This is a genomic window from Micromonospora sp. DT68 (assembly GCF_049847245.1).
Taxonomy (GTDB): domain Bacteria; phylum Actinomycetota; class Actinomycetes; order Mycobacteriales; family Micromonosporaceae; genus Micromonospora; species Micromonospora profundi.
Map to the genome: position 1 here is coordinate 136309 of NZ_JBNCNZ010000006.1, position 17935 is coordinate 154243.

Genomic DNA, 17935 nt, shown 5'->3' on the forward strand with positions numbered 1-17935 from the left:
TGCGTCCCTTGTGATATCTGATATTTGATACTGTTGTCGGGTGGCAACCCGGAGCAAGGTCCAAGACGTATCTCATCCCCAGCTCTCCGAGACAGTGGCGAGCCTGCTGCGCGACCGGATCATGTCCGGCCAACTGCGCCCCGGTGAGCGGATCCGCCTTGAAGAGGTCGCCAAGGAGACCGGGCTGAGCATCACGCCGGTGCGCGAGGCCCTGCTGATGCTGCGCGCCGAGGACATGGTCGAGTTGCAACCACGTCGTGGCCACGTGGTCGCGCCGCTGTTCCGCCAGGACATCGTGGACGTGTTCGGGCTGCAGGGCGACATCGCCGGCGAACTCGCCGCCCGGGTCGCCGTCAGAATCACCCAGGCCCAGCTCGATGACCTGCGGCAGCAGCACGAGCGGCTGCGCCGGGCAGCCCAGGCCCGGCAGGTCGGCCGGGTCGAGCAGCTCGAGTTCGAGTTCCACCGCGGCATCAACCGGCTGGCCGGCGCACGCAAGCTGTCCTGGCTGCTGCGAACCGCGACGCGCTACACGCCGTCGCGGTTCTACGCGGCCGACGCCGAGTGGCGGGCGGGCATGATCGCCGACCACGAGGCTCTGCTGGACGCCCTCGAGGCCCACGACCCGGTCGCCGTGCGGCCGGTCATGGCCCGCCACTTCACCGACGGCGCGGAGCGGCTGGTCAAGCACCTGGACGGTCTGGGGGTGTGGAGCGGGTGAGTCAGTGGCGACCATGACGCCACTTGAACATCGCCAGCGAGGTCCGCATGGCGGAAGCGGCGGGTTGCAGCGTCATCACGTCGATCGGCGGCCGGAACCGCTGCCAGGTGACCGAGCGCGGTCGGCTGAACTCGCGCAGGCCGTCCGCGCCGTGGACCCGCCCGAAACCCGAATCGCCCACGCCGCCGAAGGGCAGTGACGGCACCCCGGCGTACCCGAGCACCGAGTTGACCGACACGGCTCCCACCTGCAGCCGGGCCGCGAGTGCCAGCCCCTGGCGGCGGTGTCGCGTGAAGATGGAGCCGGACAGCCCGTACCTGGTCGCGTTCGTCCTGCGTAGCGCCTCGTCGACGTCGGGCACCGGATTGACCACCAGCACCGGACCGAACGTCTCGTCGGTCACCGCCGTGCTGTCCTCGGGGACGTCGGCGAGCACTACCGGCTCGACGAACGGTGGCCGCACCGAACTCGCGTCACCGACCACGGCGCGGGCACCCCGGTCGATGGCGTCGGTGATGTGGCTCAGCACGATGCCGGGCTGGACCGGCGTGCTCATGGGCCCGTACGGCGCATCCGGCTCGGCGCCCGGCTGGACCTGCCGCACCAGCTCGGTCAGCTTGGCCACGAACGGCTCGTAGACGGCCTGCTCCACGTAGACGCGCTCGACACCGGCGCACGTCTGCCCGGCGTTGCCCAGGCCGCCGAAGACCGCCGCCTGTGCGGCGGCGTCGAGGTCGGCGTCGGCGGTGACGATGAGCGCGTCCTTGCCGCCGCCCTCGATCACGACGGGGGTCAGAGTCTCGGCGCAGGCGGCCATCACCGCCCGGCCCGTCGCGGCCGACCCGGTGAACGCGATCTTGTCGGCCCCCGCGCGGCACAGTGCCGCCCCGGTCGTGCCGTCGCCGGTGACGACCTGCAGGACCGGTCGATCGGGAAGCAGGTCACTCCAGCGCTCGGCGAGCCACACGCCGACGCCTGTGGTGAACTCGCTGGGCTTGAAGACCACAGCGTTGCCGGCGGCCAACGCGTGCGAGATGGCCCCCATCGGCGTGTAGACCGGGTAGTTCCACGGCCCGATCACGCCGACGACGCCGTACGGCACGTACTCCACGGAGCTGGCCTGGTTGAACGCGAGCAGGCCGGAGGAGACCCCGCGTCGTTTCAGCACGCGCCGGGCGTGCCGGGCGGCCCAGTCCAGGTGCTCGACGGCGAGCATCACCTCCAACTGAGCCCCGGCGATCGACTTGCCGGTCTCGCTGCGGATGAGCTCGGCCAGCTCGTCGATGCGGTTCGCGATCGTCGCCTTGTAGGCGAGCAGGTGCTGCCGGCGTTGCCGCGCGTCCAGGCCGGCCCACCAGCCTGCCGCCTCGCGTGCCCTGTCGACGGCGGCGCGTACGACAGCTGCGTCAGCTATGTCGTAGTCGGTGCGGGACTCGCCGGTGATCGGGTCGACGAGGTGCAACCGGCGGGGTTGCTCAACGAGGGATGTCATCCGCAGCTCCTGACATTTGATATTCGATAGTTTAGCCTTGCTGTCAATCCCTTTGCGACGCTGGAGGTACAGCTGTGGAATGGAGCGACGAGCAACGGTCACTGGTCGCCGCCGTGCAGGATTTCTGCCGTCGCGAGGCAGGCACCCGTGAGCAGCGGCAGAGACTCACAGACGGCGGACGGGAGCCCCACAGCCCGGAGCTGTACCGCAAGATGGCCGACCTCGGCTGGCTGGGCCTGTCTCTGCCGGAGGAGTTCGACGGCGGTGGGGCCGGCATGGTGGAGCTGTGCCTCTTCCTGGAGGAGACGGCCAAGGCGATGGCGCCGATCGGCGGCTTCACCACGTCGATCATCGTGGCCGCCACCTACGAGCGCTTCGGCTCGTCCGAGCAGAAGAAGCTCATCCTCAGCGGGGTGGCCCGTGGCGTCGTCGAGGCAGTCGCGATGTCCGAGCCGGAGGCCGGCTCGGACGTGGCCAACCTGAGCTGCCGCGCCGAGCGCCGGGGCGACGTTTTCGTCATCAACGGCCAGAAGACGTGGTGCTCCAACGCCCATCTCGCCGAGCACATCCTGCTTGTCGCCCGGACGTCGGGAAGCGCCGGTGACCACCACGGCCTCACCATGTTCCTGGTCCCGGCCAACGCGCCTGGCCTGACCATCTCCGGCATCGACACAATGGGCGGCCGGGAGGTCAACGACCTCTACTTCGCCGACTGCGTGCTGCCCGCCGACGCCGTGGTCGGTCAGGTCGACAACGGCTGGCGGCAACTGATGGCCGGGCTCAACATGGAGCGGCTCATCCTGGCCAGCGTCATGCTCGGCACCGCGCAGCGGGCGTTCGACGACGTCATGGAATACGTCAAGAACCGGCAGCAGTTCCGCCGGCCCATCGGGTCGTTCCAGGTGATCCGGCACCGCCTCGCCGACCTGGCCACCGAGATCGAGTGCGCCCGGCTGCTCGTCTACAACACCGCGGCCCAGGTCGATCGCGCCCCGGAGACGGTGCTGCCCCGGGAGAGTTCGATGGCGAAACTCAAGGCCACCGAGACGGCCCGTCGGGTCGCCCTGGACGCCATGCAGATGATGGGCGGCTACGGGTACGCGACCGAGTTCGACATGGAGCGACTGGTCCGGTCCTCGGTCGTGTCCACCGTCTACGGCGGCACGAGCGAGATCCAGCGCGAGATCATCGCGAAGACCTACGGGCTGTCCGACCACATGCGGTAAGGCTCAGCGATACGCCGTCGATTGCACGTCCACCGACGGCGAACACCCCGGCCGACGAGTGTGCCGAACACTCACCGGCTGGGGTGTTTGTTAGGCATGGTTCGACATCTCCCGCCCGTCGTCGCCACCTTTCAGTGAGCCGGATACCGCCACAGCGCTCATATCGATCAGTGCTCAGCCCAGAACTCTTCCCAAGAAGTTACGTGTGATTTACAGTGCCGTAAGCACGAAGAGGGGTGCCCGCGCCAATGATCGCGGGCCGATCGCCTGTCACCGCCGGTACCGCCGGTCCGGTCACGCGCCGGTTCGGCGGTGCGCCGTCCTGGGCATTCGCCGACACCGCCACGCCACAAACGGCGACGTCTGACAGAACACCGCAGGACAGGCCCGTCGCATCACGGAGAGCCGTTCGGTCGGCCGCCTCGAACGGTTGACGGCACCGACCATCGCGTCGAAATGAGGACCCATGCCCAGATGCCCCGCCGTCCTGCGGGCTTCAGCAATTCTGGTCGCCGCAGTGGTTGCCGCGACCGGCTGCGCCTCGGACACCCCGAGCACGACCTCCACGCTGTCCAAGTCACCGATCGTCGTGGGCTTCCTCAACCCGTCCGGCGGTCCGGTTCCCCAACCGGGCACCGACACCGGGGTCAAGGCGGCACTGTCCTACATCAACGGCGAGTTCGGTGGCATCAACGGCCATCCGCTCGAGGTCGTCTCGTGCGACACCGACACGACGCCTGAGCGGGCACAGTCGTGTGCCAACATGTTCGTCGAGAAGAAGGTGGTCGCCGTCATGGACGGCTACAACCTCTCCTCCAGCGCGACCCTGCCGACCCTGACCGCCGCGCAGATCCCGCTCGTCGGCATGATTCCGTTCGACTCCGTGACCGGCGCCAAGGCGGAGAACAGGGTGTTCTTCGCCGCGCCGCAGGCCGCCTTCCTCATCGGCGCCCTGCAGGCGTTCAAGACCGAAGGCAAGAAGTCGGTGACGCTGGCCCTCGTCGACACCCCGTCGTCGCACCAGACCATCGACAACCTCCTTCCGGCACTGGCCAAGGCGCTCGAAATCGACGCCAAGGGCATCTACTTCTCGCCCACGAACCCCAACTTCACCGCCGTGGCCTCCACTATCGCCCGGGACAATCCCGATGTGGGCGGCCTGGTCGCCGCGCCGAGCGAGGCTGTCTGCACGGCTCTGGTCAAGGCACTGCGGCAACTGCGGTACCAGGGCGAGATCTTCACCGCCGCGTGCACCGACTACATCAAGGGCGCCCCGGAACAGGCTGCCGGCGGCGCGCTGTACTCGTCGAACTGGCTGCCCGCCGCCGCCCGGTACGCACCGGCGGAGGTCCAGAGCGACCTGACGCTGGCCGAGAAGTACATCTCCGGGGTGTCCGGCGGGACCGCCGGGTACTACGCGTACGGCGAGTTCGCGCTCTTCATGAACTTCGCGAAGGCGATGTCCACGGCCGCCGAGGCCGACCTGACCGGCCCCGGTGTCCTCAAGACGCTCAAGGCGCTCAAGGACTTCCCGAGCTTCCTCGGCCCCAAGATCACCTGCGGCAGCGCCACCTCACCGAACTGCACGACACAGCTACTGCTCTTCGTGGTCCAGCCCGACGGTTCGATCAAGCCCGCCACGGACACCTGGATCACGCCCATTCCCCAGGTCATGAGCATCATTCCCGGCGCTGTGTAAGCCCTTGCTGCGGCGGCGTCCGCGGGTCGCACGCCGCCGCCCACAGTCCATATCAGGGCCAGCACAAGGGAATCGACAATGGATCAGGTCTTGCTGTTCGTCACGCTCGGCTTCGCCGGCGGGGCGGTGTACGCCGTCATCGCCACGTCCATCGTGTCCCTGTACGCCGCCACCGGAGTCCTCAATTTCGCACAGGGCTCCCTGGCCCTGTGGGCGGTGTGGGTGGTGGCCGAGCTACGGGAGTCCGGCACGCTCGTGTTCCCCATCGGCGCGGTGCGGCTCAGCTCGCAACCGCTGCCGGCCTGGCCCGCTGTCGCGCTCGGCGTGCTCAGCGCGGCCGGGCTGGCGTTCGCCGCGCACTGGCTGGTGTTCCGGCCGCTTCGCACCGCACCACCGTTGTCCCAGGTGGTGGCATCGGTCGGGCTGATGCTGGCGGTCGCCGCGCTGGTGCCGCTGCGCTTCTCGACCAACGGGGCGCTCGCGCCCGCCCTGCTCACCGACCGAACGCTGCCCGTGGGCGGCGCTGTGATCAACATCAGCGACCTGGTGCTCCTGGTCGCGGCCGTGGTGGTGGCGTTGGTGCTCGCCGCGTACTTCCGGTTCACCCGGTGGGGCGTGGCGACCCGGGCCGGAGCCGAAGACGAGCTAGCCGCCAGGCTGACAGGGTTGTCGCCGGACCGGCTGGCCAGCGTCATGTGGCTGCTCACCGGAGCGGCGACGGCACTTGTGGCGGTCCTTGCCGCCCCGACACTCGGCCTCGACCCGATCGGCTACATGTTCTACGTCCTGCCCGGCCTCGCCGCAGCCCTCCTGGCCCGCCTGACCTCGATCATCATCGCGTGCCTGGCGGGTGTGGGCATCGGCGTCCTCCAGTCGGTTCTGCTGTTGTTGAGCAGCTTCGACGGCTGGCCGGTCTGGGCTCAGGCCGGCCTCGGCGACGTCGTGCCGTTCGTGCTCGTCATCGTCGCGTTGGTAGTCCTGGGCCGGCACCTTCCCGCACGGGGTGCGTTGGGCACCGTACGCATGCCCGCAGTAGATCTGCCCCGACGGCCGTTGCGGGCGGCGGTGGCGCTGGTCGGTGCCGCCGCCCTGGCCGTCGCGCTGACCTCCGGCAGTTGGCGGTTCGGCGTCGTCACGTCGATCATCATGGCGCTGATCGCCCTCTCGCTGGTCGTGCTCACCGGCTACCTGGGCCAGATCTCTCTCGCCGCCATGGCCTTCGCCGGTACCGCAGGGTTTCTGCTGTCCCGCGCGACGACGTCCTGGCACATACCGTTCCCGCTGTCGATAGTGGTCTCGGCCGGCGCTGCCACCGTCGTCGGTGTGATCGTCGGCCTGCCGGCGCTGCGGGTCCGCGGGGCGCAACTGGCGGTCGTGACCCTGGCCGGTGCCGTCGCCCTGCAACAGCTCGTCTTCGCCAACCCGGCGCTGACCCCGTTCGAGGGCAACCTCATCGCGGACCCCACCCTGTTCGGCTGGGACCTGGCGGTGCGCAGCGGCACCGACCTGACGACCACCGCGTTCGCGACCACAGTGATCATCATCGTCGGCCTGCTCACACTGGCCGTCGCACGGATCCTGGCCGGCACGACCGGCCAGTCGTTTCTGGCCGTCCGCTCGAACGAGCGGGCCGCGGCGAGCGCCGGCATCGACGTGGCGCGCGTCAAACTGACCGGCTTCGCGCTCTCCGCGTTCCTCGCCGGTGTCGGCGGATGCCTCATCGGCTACAGCCGCTCACAGCTGTCGGTCGAGTCGTTCAACATCATCGTGGGGCTCAGCGTCCTGTGCATGGCCTACGTCGGCGGAATCACCCGAATCAGCGGTGCGCTCATCGCCGGACTCGTCGCACCACTGGGCGTGCTCTACACGCTGCTCAACGGAACGTTCGGCCTCGGCCACTACTACACCCTCATCGCAGCCTGCGCCCTGGTCGTGACCGCCGTACTCAATCCCGCGGGTATCGCCGGCGGCGCCACCGGCCTGCTGCGCGGGCACACCCGTCGGGAGGTCACCTCGTGACTGCGACCCAGCCGCTGTTCACCACGACCGGACTGACCGTCCGCTACGGCGGCGTCGTGGCCAACAGCGATATCAGCATCCATGTCGACGAGGGCGAAGTCGTCGGGCTGATCGGCCCCAACGGCGCCGGCAAGACCACATTCGTCGACGCCGTCACCGGATTCACATCGGCCCGGGGCACGATCAGCGTGGCCGGACGCCGGATCGACCGGCTCGCGCCCCACCAGCGCCGGCGTACCGGTCTGGCCCGGACCTGGCAGGCGGGAGAGCTCTTCACCGACCTGACCGTGCGCCAGAACATCGCGATCGCGTCCGGCCGGGGACCGCTGCACAACCTGTGGAGTGACATTGCCGGTCGTCGCCGGCCCGACCACGACGACAACAGCGTGCTGGAGATGTTCGGCCTGCACGTCGTCGCCGACCGCCGCCCCGGTGAGCTGAGCCTCGGCCGGCAGAAGATCGTCGGCGTCGCCCGAGCCCTCGCCGGCACCACCCGCGTCCTCCTGCTCGACGAACCGGCCGCCGGGCTGGACACCGACGAGAGCACCGAATTCGGCGGCCACGTCCGTGCCATCGCCGCGTCCGGTCGGGCGGTGCTGCTCATCGAGCACGACATGAGCCTCGTCGCGGACATCTGCGATCGCGTGTACGTCCTGGACTACGGGGCCGTCATCGCCTCCGGAACGCCGAGCGGCGTGCTCTCCGATCCGGCAGTGCGTACCGCGTATCTCGGATCGGAGCTCGTGCCATGAGTGATGTCCTGCGACTGGAACGCGTCACGGCGGGCTACGCCGGCATCCCCGCCCTCCGGGAGCTCGACCTCCACGTCGGCGAGGGCGAGGTCCTGGCACTGCTCGGCCCCAACGGCGCGGGAAAGACCACGGCGCTGCTGACCGCCGCCGGGGTCATCCGGCCGATGGTCGGCAGCGTCACCGCGTTCGACCGGCCGCTGCGTAAACGGCTGGAGCAGAACGCCCGCGACGGCCTGATCCTGGTACCTGACACCCGAGGGGTGTTCCACAGCCTGTCGGTACGCGAAAATCTCGCCCTCGCCCGAGGCTGGCGTTCCCGCCTGGGGCACGCCCTCGACCTCTTCCCCGCCCTGAAACCACTGATGTCACGCCGGTGCGGTCAGCTGTCCGGCGGTGAGCAGCAGATGCTCGCCATCGCCAAGGCCCTGGTCTGCCGGCCACGGGTCCTGCTCATCGATGAGATGAGCATGGGCCTGGCTCCGATCGCGGTCCAGGCTCTGCTGCCCGGCATCCGAGCGCTGGCCGACCGGCTCGGTGTCGGTGTCGTCCTCGTCGAGCAGCACATCGATCTCGCCCTGTCCATCGCCGACCGGGCGATGGTGCTCCATCACGGCCGAGTCGTGCTCACCGGGTCCGCCGCCGAACTCCGCGTCGACCGGCGCGCCGTCGCCGAGGCCTACTTCGGCACCGCCCCGCGCCTGGCGCCGGCCACGCGGGACCCCGCCCACCGCTCTGAACGGGAAAAATGATGGAATTATCTGCCAAACAGCGCGCCGCCCTGGCGAGCATCTGCGACACCTTCGCACCGGGCGACGGGGCTGACCTCCCGCCGGCCAGTCAACTCGGCGCGGTCGACATCATGGCCGCGCTGGTTCTGCACAACCCTCGCGCCGCCGAGGTCAAGCAGTTCCTTCAACTGCTGGATCTGTGGGACTCCCGCACCACCCAGTTCATCCTCGGCGGCGGCGCACGGCGCTTCTCCCGGCAGACCCAGCAGCGCCGCGAGCGGATGCTGCTCGCCCTGGCCGAGTCGAACGTCACCCGCAAGCGGGCGCTCTTCCAGGCGCTCAAGGGCGCGGCCACCCTGTCCTACTACATGGCGCCCGGGCCGACCGGTCGATCGCCGGTGTGGCCCGCCATCGGCTACCCCGGCCCACTCGGCACCAGAACCGACGCCCCCGAGCCCGCCCTGGCGCCGATCCGCCCGTCCGCGCCGACCACCCTGGACTGCGACGTCATCGTCGTCGGGTCGGGCGCTGGCGGCGGCACCGCCGCGGCCGTCCTCGCCGGTCACGGCCTCGACGTGATCGTCGTGGAGAAGGGCGGGTACTACGACGACAGGGACTTCGACGGCGGCGAGCTGTCCGGGCTGTCGCGGCTCTACGCCCCGGGCCCCTCGGCCACCGCGGAGGGCCAGCTGAGCATCCTCCAGGGACAGTGCCTCGGTGGCGGCACCGTCGTCAACTACACCACGTCGTTCCGCACCCCGCCGCGGGTTCGCGACGAGTGGGCCGCGCTGGGCGTGCCACAGTTCGCCACTGACGAGTACGAGCGTTGCCTCGACGCGGTGTGGTCCCGGCTCGGCGTCAACAGCGACCACGGCAGGATCTCGTCTCGTGACGCGCTCATGGAGCGCGGACTGACAGCGCTCGGCTGGCATGTCGACGAGATGCCCCGCAACGTCGACGGCTGCGACACCGGCATCGAGTGCGGGCGGTGCGGTCTGGGCTGCCGTATCGGCGCCAAGAAATCCGCGACAAAGACCTGGCTCGTCGACGCCCAGCGCGCGGGGGCGCGCCTCCTCGTCGACGTCGACGTCCGCACGGTCACCATCACGGCCGGCAGGGCGACCGGCGTCGCCGGTCACACCGCCGACGGTCACCCGGTGACCATTCGCGCCCGCGCGGTGGTCGCCGCGGCCGGCAGCGTGCAGACGCCGGCCCTGTTGCGCCGCTCCGGCCTCACGAACCCGAACATCGGCCGGCACCTCCATCTGCACCCGGCCACCGGCGTCTGGGGCGTGTTCGCCGAGGAGGTCCGCCCGTGGGAGGGCGGAATGCAGACCCGGTACTCCACCGAACACGCCGATCTCGACGGCCTCGGCTACGGCGTCATCTACGAGACCGCCGCCACCAACCCGGCCACCGCCGTGTCCTTCATGAGCTGGACGGGCGCCCGGAACCACCTGGACCAGATGCGGTCGCTGCCGAACCTCAGCGGCGTCGGCATCATCACCCGCGACCGCGACAGTGGACACGTAAAGGTCGGCAGCGACGGCGAGCCGGTGGTGCACTACCGCCTCTCCGCCTACGACGCCGCCCACATGCGGGCCGGGATCGCCGGTGCCGCTCGTATCGTCGAGGCCGCCGGTGCCCGCAAGCTGTTCTCCGGCCATCAGCGCGGCAGGATCTGGGAACGCGGCAAGGGCTCCATCGAGGACTTCATCAGCCAGACGGACACCCTGGGCACCGCGCCCGGTCAGGTCGCCATGGCAGCCCTGCACATCATGGGCGCGGCCCGCATGGGCGGCAGCAGGGCCACGTCGGTCGCCGGGCCCGACGGTGCCACGTGGGAGGTCCCGAACCTGGTCCTCGCCGACGCGTCCACCTTCCCGGCGTCGTTGGGCGTCAACCCGATGATCTCCGTCGAGGCCATCGCGTACATGAACGCCCAACGACTCGCCGCCGGGATCTGACCGCCTATTCGAACCGCTCGCCCCGGCCGGCCATTGCCACCAGCAGTGGGGGCGGGCTGAACCGGTCACCGTAGCGCTCCGCGAGCACCCGCGCGCGGGCCACGAAGCCCGGCAGCCCGCCCTCGTACTGGTTGATGTACTGCAGGACGCCGCCGGTCCAGCTCGGGTAGCCGATGCCCAGTATCGAACCGACGTTGGCGTCGACCACCGAGGTGAGCACCCCCTCTTCGAGGCACCGCACCGACTCGACCGCCTCGATGAAGAGCATCCGCTCCTTCAGGTCCTCGAAGGGTGTGTCGAGATTGGTTCCGCCGAAGGTGTCCCGCAGGCCCGGCCAGAGGCCGACCCGCTTGCCGTCGCGGTAGTCGTAGAAGCCGGCGCCACCCGAGCGTCCCGGTCGACCGTAGTCGTCGATCATCCGGTCGATGACCGCGTCGGCGGCGTGCGGCTGCCAGGTGCCACCGGCGGCGACAGTCGCCGCGGCCGTCTCCTGCCGGATCCTGCGGGGGAGGGTGAGGGTGAGTTCGTCCATCAACGCGAGGACCGGCGCGGGATAACCGGCCTGGCTGCTGGCCTGCTCGATGGTGGCAGCCGGGATCCCCTCGGCCAGCATCGCCACGCCCTCGTTGGTGAACGTCCCGATGACCCGGCTGGTGAAGAAACCGCGACTGTCGTTGACGACGATTGGTGTCTTGCGTATCAGACGTACCAGGCCCAGGGCCCGCTGGAGCGTGGCCTCGTTGGTGCGCTCGCCGCGGATCAGCTCGACAAGTGGCATCTTGTCCACCGGCGAGAAGAAGTGCAGCCCGATGAAGTCCTCCGGCCTGCTGACGCCCTCGGCGAGCATTGTGATGGGCAGAGTGGACGTGTTGGAGGCGATCAGCGCCTCCGGTGCGACCTGCTCGATCTCGGCGTACACCTTCTGCTTGAGCGCGGGATCCTCGAAGACCGCCTCGACGGCGAGGTCGACGCCGGCGAGGTCGGCGATGTCCTCGGTCGCCTGGATCCGGGCCAGGATCGCGTCGCGCTCATCGACGGTGGACACACCGCGGGCGACGGCCTTGTCGAGCAGGCCCACCGAGTAGTCCCGCCCGCGCAGCGCCCCTGCGAGGGTCACGTCCTTGAGCACGACACGCATCCCGGCCCGGGCGCACACGTACGCGATGGCGGCGCCCATCATGCCCGCGCCGATGACCGCCACCCGCTCCAGCGGCGGATGGCCAGCGCCGACGTCCCGCGAGCCGGCGGCCTGTACGTCGAAGAAGAGCGCCTTGATCATGTTCTTGGCGATCTGGCCGGTGGCGAGTTCGGTGAAGTACCGCCCCTCGATGGTGAGGGCGGTGCCCAGGTCGACCTGGGCGCCTTCGACGGCGGCGGCGACGATGTTGAGGGGAGCGGGGTAGGGGGCGCCCTTGAGTTGCTTGCGCAGAATGGCCGGCACGGCCGGCAACTGGGCGGCGAGCGCCGGAGTGGACGGGGTGCCGCCGGGAATCCTGTAGCCCTTGCGGTCGTACGGCTGCATCGCGTCGGGGTTGGCGGCGATCCAGGCGCGGGCGGCATCCATCATGTCGGCCTCGTCGGCGGCGATCGCGTCGACAAGCCCGTGCGAGAGCGCGTCGTGCGGTCGGCGGCGCTGACCGCGGAGCAGCCAGTTGGTGAGCGCGTCGGTCACGCCCAGCAGGCGGACGCTGCGCACCACGCCACCGCAGCCCGGCAGCAGGCCGAGGGTGACCTCCGGGAAGCCGATCTCGATGGTCGGGTTGTCGAGGACGATGCGGTGGTGGCAGCCCAGGGCGAGTTCGAGCCCACCACCGAGGGACGAGCCGTTGATGGCGGCAACGACCGGACGGCCGAGTGTCTCCAGGCGACGTACGGTGTCCTTGAGCAGGCGGGTTTCCGCTTCGGACGCCTCGGCGTCGGCAGGCGTCAGCCGCAGTAGCGCGTCCAGGTCACCGCCGGCGAAGAACGTCTTCTTGGCCGAGGTGATGATCACGCCGGCGATCTGGTCGCGTTCGGCCTCGAGTCGGTCGACGGTCGCCCTGAGGCTCGCACCGAACTCGCCGTTCATCACGTTCGCCGAACGGCCGGGGTGGTCGAGGGTCAGCAGGACGACGCGATCGTCGCCGTGTTCCCACCGGATCGTGTTGACCATTCGTGGCTCCTCAGATTCGTTCGATGACTGTCGCGATGCCCATGCCGCCGCCGGCGCAGAGGGTGGCGAGGCCGTAGCGGCCACCGCGTCGCTCCAGCTCGTCGACGAGGGTGCCGAGGATCATGGCTCCGGTCGCTCCCAGCGGGTGCCCCATCGCGATCGCGCCGCCGTTGACGTTGACCCTGTCCAGGCTCAGGCCCATGTCGGCGACGAACCGCAGGACCACGGCCGCGAACGCCTCGTTGATCTCGACGAGGTCGAGGTCGTCGACGTCGAGGCCCGCCTTGCTCAGCGCCTTACGCGCGGCCGGCGCCGGACCGGTGAGCATGATCGTCGGTTCGGCGCCGCTGATCGCGGTGGCGACGATGCGTGCCCGCGGGACGAGACCGGCGGCCGTGCCGACGGCCTCGCTGCCGACGGCCACCAACGAGGCGCCGTCGACGATGCCGGAGGAGTTGCCCGCCGTGTGGACGTGGTTGATGCGCTCGACCCAGTGGTACTTCTGGAGCGCGACGGCGTCGAAGCCGGCCTGCTCCCCGATGCCGGCGAAGGAGGGACGAAGCGCGGCGAGGCTTTCGGCTGTAGAGTCCAGCCGGATGTGCTCGTCGCGGTCGAGGATTGTCAACCCGTTGCGGTCCCGCACCGGTACGACCGAGCGGTTGAAGTAGCCGTTGGCCCATGCCTTGGCGGCCCGGACCTGCGACTGGAGCGCGTAGCCGTCGACCACGTCGCGGTCGTAGCCCGCGATGGTCGCGATGAGGTCCGCGCTGATGCCCTGGGGCACGAAGCCTGTGGTGTAGTTGGTTTCCGGGTCCAGTGCCCACGCTCCGCCGTCGGAGCCCATCGGGATGCGGGACATCGATTCGACGCCGCCGGCGAGGACGAGGTCCTCCCAGCCCGAACGCACCTTCTGCGCGGCGATGTTCACCGCCTCCAGGCCCGAGGCACAGAAGCGGTTGAGCTGGACGCCGGCCACGGTGTCGGGCAGGCCGGCGACGACCGCGGCCGTCCTGGCGATGTCGGCGCCCTGGTCGCCCAGCGGGGACACCACCCCGAGCACGATGTCGTCGATCAGCGCCGGATCCAGTCCGGGCATCCGCCGCAGGGTCTCCTCGATCAGGCCGGTGACGAGCGAAACCGGCTTAACCCCGTGTAGCGATCCGCTCGGTTTGCCCCGACCACGCGGTGTGCGTAGTGCGTCGTAGATGAACGCCTCGGTTGTCATAGCCAAGCTCCTCGCTGCTCACCCGAATGCGAATCCAGCCTAACTTTCGTTGAGCTCGCGGCCGATTGTCAAGCAACATCGACCCCTCATGCCTGCTGGCCGCATCCGGCCTGGATCGCTTACGGCGAACGAGAGGGCAGAGGGGCATCGCAGCAATCCTGCGAGGTGGCGCTAACGTGTAGAGGTGCGAGCAGCAGCGAGCGGCACCGGCCCCGTAGCGACGAAGCGTCCGAAGGATCGCAAGGACCGTATTGCCCTGGCCGGGGCCGAACTGTTCTGCGAGCGGGGCTATCACGGCGTCTCCGTCGACGAGATCGCCGCCGTCGTCGGCATCAGCGGCCCGGCGGTCTACCGGCACTTCCCGAACAAGTACGCCATCCTCGTGCACGCCACCCGGGAGGTGGTCGGCGCGCTGCTCGCCGCGACCGCCGACCCGCCGACGGCCACCGCCGAGGGCGTCCTCGACGTCCTCCTGGGCAGGCTCGCCAGCGTTGCCGTGAGCAAGCGGCGCGTCGCGGGGCTGTACCAGTGGGAAGGCCGCTACCTCACACCGGAGCATCGCCGCGAGTTCGCCGCGACCCTGACCACGCTTGTCGGCCGCCTCGCCGGGCCGCTGCGCGAGCTGCGGCCCGAACTGACCGCCGAGCAGGCCGAGTTGCTTGTCAACGCGGCTCTCAGCGCTTTCGGCAGTGTGACCACCTACCGCGCGGCGACCACCGGCACCGGCACCGAGCAACTGCTCACCCGGGTCGCCTGGACCCTCCTGCGCGGCGATGCGCCCCAGTTGCCGCCACCGCAGCGCGGCACCCCGGGTACCGCGCCGGTGCGCCCGGCGGCGCGCCGGGAACTGCTGCTGATCGAGGCGATCCGCCTCTTCCACCGCCACGGCTACCACGCCGTGGCCGTCGAGGACATCGGACGCGCGGCCGGCATGCAGGCATCCAGCGTGTACAGGTACTTTCCCAGCAAGGCCGACCTGCTCGCGGCCGCCTACTACCGCGCCACCGACCGCCTCGCCGGGGCCACCAGCGCGGCGATCACCGAGGCGAGTGACCCGGCGGACGCCCTGCGCCGAGTCGTGCGGGCCTACGTCGCCTACGCCTTCGGCCAGAGCGACCTCGTCGCGGTCTACCTGGCGGAGAACAACAACCTGCCCGACAAGGACCGTCACCAGTTGCGCGGGGCGCAGCGGCTGCACGTCGAGGAGTGGGTACGACTCGTCGGGACGGTACGACCGGACCTGCCGGTGACCGACGCCCGTGTGCTCGTCCACGCCGCGCTCAACGTCATCACCGACATCGGCCGGCTCGGCCGCTTCGACCGTGCCGAAGGTTACGACACCCAGACGGCCCACTTGGCCCTCGCCGTCCTGCACGCCTGACCAGCGAGCATCCGCGCCGGGCAGGTCCGGCCGCGCGCCTCGGAGCCGCCCGGGCACGGCGGACCCGGCGGTGAGCACGGGGCGCGACGATGCTGTGATTGACTGTCAGGCGTGCTGCTGTGTCCGCCCACCTTTGATCGACTGAGCCGGTGACTACCGGGCCGACCGCGGCCACCCGACCTCGAAACCGCAAGCAGGTCATCGTCGAGGCAGCCGGTCAGGTCTTCAGCGAGCGCGGCTACCACGCGGCGTCCATGGAGGAGATCGCCGCCGTCGTCGGCATCAGCGCCGCAGCCCTCTACCGGCACTTCCCGAACAAGTACGCGCTGTTCGCCGAGTGCGCCAACGTCATCGTCGACAAGCTCGTAGCTGTCGTCGACGAGTGGCCGCCCGAGGCGGCCCTGACCGACGTGCTCGCCGCCCTCACCCGGGTCACGGTGTCCCACCGCGTGTCCGGCGGCCTCTACCGGTGGGAGGCCCGCTACCTCAAGCGCGCGGACCGTCAACTGCTTCGGACGAAGTTCGCGCACGTCGTGGGGCGGGTCACCGACACGGTACGACGCGAGTACCCGCTGCCCGACGAGCGCCTGCGGGCGATGGCGGCCCTCGGTGTGATCGGGTCCATCACCATGCACCGCACCTCGATCGCCCAACGCCGGATCGAGGATCTGTTGCTGGCGTCCGCCCTGGGTGTGGTGGCCACCGATCCGGCGACGGCGGCGGGCAGCGCGCGCCTGGTCGAACTGCCCGCCCAGCCCGTGCCGCGTACCCGACGCGCCGAGATCCTGGCGGCGGCCGTCCCGCTCTTCGCGCGGGACGGTTTCGCCAACGTCACGAACGCGCAGATCGCCCAGGCGGTGGGGTTGGCCCCGTCCGCGATCTACCGGCACTACCCCGGAAAGGTCGACATTCTGGTGGCCGCCTGCCTGCAGGCGGCGGGCCTGCTGGCCCAGGCGGTGGAGCGGAGCCTTCACCGGGCGACCGACCCACATCAGGCCGTCGTCGCGTTGGCGGCGGCGTACGTGGCCTACTGTTTCGAGCACAACGCGCTCACCAGCGTCGCCGAGGCCGAGGTCGCCGGTCTGCCGGCCGATCTGCGGCGGCCCCTGATCCTCGCGCAGCGGGAGCACATCGCCGTCTGGGAGCAACAGGTGCGGATGGTCCGCCCGGAGTTGGACCCACGGCAGGCCCGACTGCTGGTCCATGCGGGCTTCGGGGTGGTGGTCGAGGCCGGGCGCGCCCTGCGCTGGCAGGATGCGCCCGGCCATCGGGACGCGGTGACCGCCCTGGTCACCGGTGCCCTGACGCGGTGAGCACTGGCCGACTCAGCTGCCGGGCCGGTTCATCACCGGGATGGTGATGGGGGTGTGCGACGCCGAGGTGCCGTTGTTGAGGAAGAGCATCGCCAGGCCGCGCACGAAGTGGTCGAACGTGGAGAAGGTGCGCGGCATGATGGGTGACAGCCCCTCGCGGAACATGATGTACGTCGGCCAGCCGGCTTCGATCACGCCTCGCGAAATGAGGTCGCGCGGCAACCGCAGCCAGTTACCGATCTGGTCGCTGAGCACGTAGCGCGCGAACTCGCGTTGGAATCCCTTGGTGATGCCCAGGTCGACCGACGAGGTCAGGTTCAACAGGATGTCGGCCAGGTCGATGCCCTCCCGCGTCGGCGCCAGGATCGGCGTCAGCGCGTACTGCGACTGCTCGTGTGCGGCGGCCCAGGTGGCGGGGATGAACTCGTCCCGTACGCCAAGCAGGTGCAGCGCGACCTGCCACATGTGCAGGTACGCCTCCTCCTCCGCCGCCGACACCCGCAGGCCGTATCGACGCCACTCCACCAACTTGCTGTGCACGTAGGTGCCCAGGCTGTGGAAGGTGATCAGGATGTCGCCGTTGCTGATCGGAATCGGATGGTCGGTGACCCCCCGCCACGCCGCTGACTGCGGCAGCAGGTGCCGCACCGCGGCGTGCGTCAGGCGGGTCTTGGTGGAGGTGGTGATGAAGTTGCCCGTCGGCTTGAAGGCGTCGGGGGTGTTCAGGTCGTAGCCGTAGGTGAAGGTCTTCGCCGCGCGTGACTTCATGTCGGCGCCGCCCTCGGACCAGTAGACGTTACGGGCCTCGCGGGGGATGACGGTGCTCATGATGCCGCTGCCAAGCCCGTACAGCAGGAACAGGTACATGCTCATGCGCTTGTTGAACTGGGCGGCACGGTCCAGCTTGGCCTGGTCGGCCCACGACGGCAGCTTGTTGAACTGCCTGAGGTAGGTGGTGAGTGCGGGGGGCAGGCCGCTGGGCACCGGGTCGCCGTTCTTGATGAACGATTTGAACGCGTTGTTGACGGCCGGGATCTGGCCGTTGTCGAGCATGGAGGCGACGAGCGGGTCGGTGTCGTCGTCCCACACGTCCCACGGGTCCGTGACCGCGTTGGTCCCGGCGATCGAGTTGGTCGAGGACCACGCCCACGCCTTGGGCACGTCGGTCACGGCTACCAGACCCAGCGCCGCGCCGAGGGTCAGGGCGCTTCTTCTGCTGAGATTTTCCATTAGCCACCGCTTTCCGGGCTAGCCGGACAT

Annotated in this window: 13 protein-coding genes; 9 read left to right on the forward strand and 4 right to left on the reverse strand. The window is 69.7% G+C overall.

Going from position 1 to position 17935, the window contains the following annotated elements:
• The first annotated feature begins 40 nt into the window (after nucleotides 1-40).
• Nucleotides 41-721, forward strand: a complete 681-nt coding sequence (locus ACPXB1_RS13315) for a GntR family transcriptional regulator (protein ID WP_355591843.1) — start codon at nucleotides 41-43, stop codon at nucleotides 719-721.
• Between the two features lies 1 nt (nucleotide 722).
• Here ACPXB1_RS13315 and ACPXB1_RS13320 read toward each other — a convergent pair whose 3' ends face one another.
• Nucleotides 723-2213: an aldehyde dehydrogenase family protein gene (locus ACPXB1_RS13320; RefSeq protein ID WP_425735339.1), complete on the reverse strand. Its 1491-nt coding sequence runs from the start codon at nucleotides 2211-2213 to the stop codon at nucleotides 723-725.
• A 74-nt stretch (nucleotides 2214-2287) separates the two neighbouring features.
• Between ACPXB1_RS13320 and ACPXB1_RS13325 the strand changes: the two genes are divergently transcribed.
• The 6 genes from ACPXB1_RS13325 (at nucleotide 2288) to ACPXB1_RS13350 (ending at nucleotide 10604) form a co-directional block, all read left to right on the forward strand.
• Nucleotides 2288-3439 (forward strand): acyl-CoA dehydrogenase family protein, encoded by a 1152-nt coding sequence (locus ACPXB1_RS13325; protein ID WP_425735340.1) that lies wholly within the window; start codon nucleotides 2288-2290, stop codon nucleotides 3437-3439.
• A 466-nt stretch (nucleotides 3440-3905) separates the two neighbouring features.
• Nucleotides 3906-5138 carry an ABC transporter substrate-binding protein gene (locus tag ACPXB1_RS13330; protein ID WP_355591834.1) on the forward strand — a complete coding sequence of 411 codons (1233 nt, stop codon included), beginning with the start codon at nucleotides 3906-3908 and terminating at the stop codon, nucleotides 5136-5138.
• Nucleotides 5139-5216: 78 nt separating this feature from the next.
• A complete protein-coding gene (locus ACPXB1_RS13335; protein WP_425735341.1) occupies nucleotides 5217-7157 on the forward strand; it encodes an ABC transporter permease in 1941 nt (646 codons plus the stop codon).
• Nucleotides 7154-7909 (forward strand): ABC transporter ATP-binding protein, encoded by a 756-nt coding sequence (locus tag ACPXB1_RS13340; protein WP_355591828.1) that lies wholly within the window; start codon nucleotides 7154-7156, stop codon nucleotides 7907-7909. The genes ACPXB1_RS13335 and ACPXB1_RS13340 overlap by 4 nt, the downstream gene beginning before the upstream one ends.
• Nucleotides 7906-8658 (forward strand): ABC transporter ATP-binding protein, encoded by a 753-nt coding sequence (locus ACPXB1_RS13345; RefSeq protein ID WP_425735342.1) that lies wholly within the window; start codon nucleotides 7906-7908, stop codon nucleotides 8656-8658. The genes ACPXB1_RS13340 and ACPXB1_RS13345 overlap by 4 nt, the downstream gene beginning before the upstream one ends.
• On the forward strand, nucleotides 8658-10604 hold the full coding sequence (locus ACPXB1_RS13350) for a GMC family oxidoreductase N-terminal domain-containing protein (RefSeq protein WP_425735343.1): 1947 nt from the start codon (nucleotides 8658-8660) through the stop codon (nucleotides 10602-10604). Before ACPXB1_RS13345 ends, ACPXB1_RS13350 begins: the two co-directional genes overlap by 1 nt.
• A gap of 4 nt (nucleotides 10605-10608) precedes the next feature.
• Here the strand turns inward: ACPXB1_RS13350 and ACPXB1_RS13355 are convergent, their stop codons facing one another.
• Nucleotides 10609-12756 (reverse strand): 3-hydroxyacyl-CoA dehydrogenase NAD-binding domain-containing protein, encoded by a 2148-nt coding sequence (locus ACPXB1_RS13355; protein WP_425735344.1) that lies wholly within the window; start codon nucleotides 12754-12756, stop codon nucleotides 10609-10611.
• Between the two features lie 10 nt (nucleotides 12757-12766).
• The gene (locus ACPXB1_RS13360; protein WP_355591817.1) at nucleotides 12767-13981 is read right to left on the reverse strand and encodes an acetyl-CoA C-acetyltransferase; all 1215 of its coding nucleotides are present in this window, start codon (nucleotides 13979-13981) and stop codon (nucleotides 12767-12769) included.
• A gap of 184 nt (nucleotides 13982-14165) precedes the next feature.
• Between ACPXB1_RS13360 and ACPXB1_RS13365 the strand changes: the two genes are divergently transcribed.
• Together ACPXB1_RS13365 and ACPXB1_RS13370 are read left to right on the forward strand one after the other, a co-directional pair.
• Nucleotides 14166-15362 (forward strand): TetR/AcrR family transcriptional regulator, encoded by a 1197-nt coding sequence (locus tag ACPXB1_RS13365; RefSeq protein ID WP_425735345.1) that lies wholly within the window; start codon nucleotides 14166-14168, stop codon nucleotides 15360-15362.
• 149 nt (nucleotides 15363-15511) lie between these two features.
• On the forward strand, nucleotides 15512-16675 hold the full coding sequence (locus ACPXB1_RS13370) for a TetR/AcrR family transcriptional regulator (protein WP_355591811.1): 1164 nt from the start codon (nucleotides 15512-15514) through the stop codon (nucleotides 16673-16675).
• Nucleotides 16676-16687: 12 nt separating this feature from the next.
• Here ACPXB1_RS13370 and ACPXB1_RS13375 read toward each other — a convergent pair whose 3' ends face one another.
• On the reverse strand, nucleotides 16688-17905 hold the full coding sequence (locus ACPXB1_RS13375; protein WP_355591808.1) for an oxygenase MpaB family protein: 1218 nt from the start codon (nucleotides 17903-17905) through the stop codon (nucleotides 16688-16690).
• Nucleotides 17906-17935 lie beyond the last annotated feature (30 nt).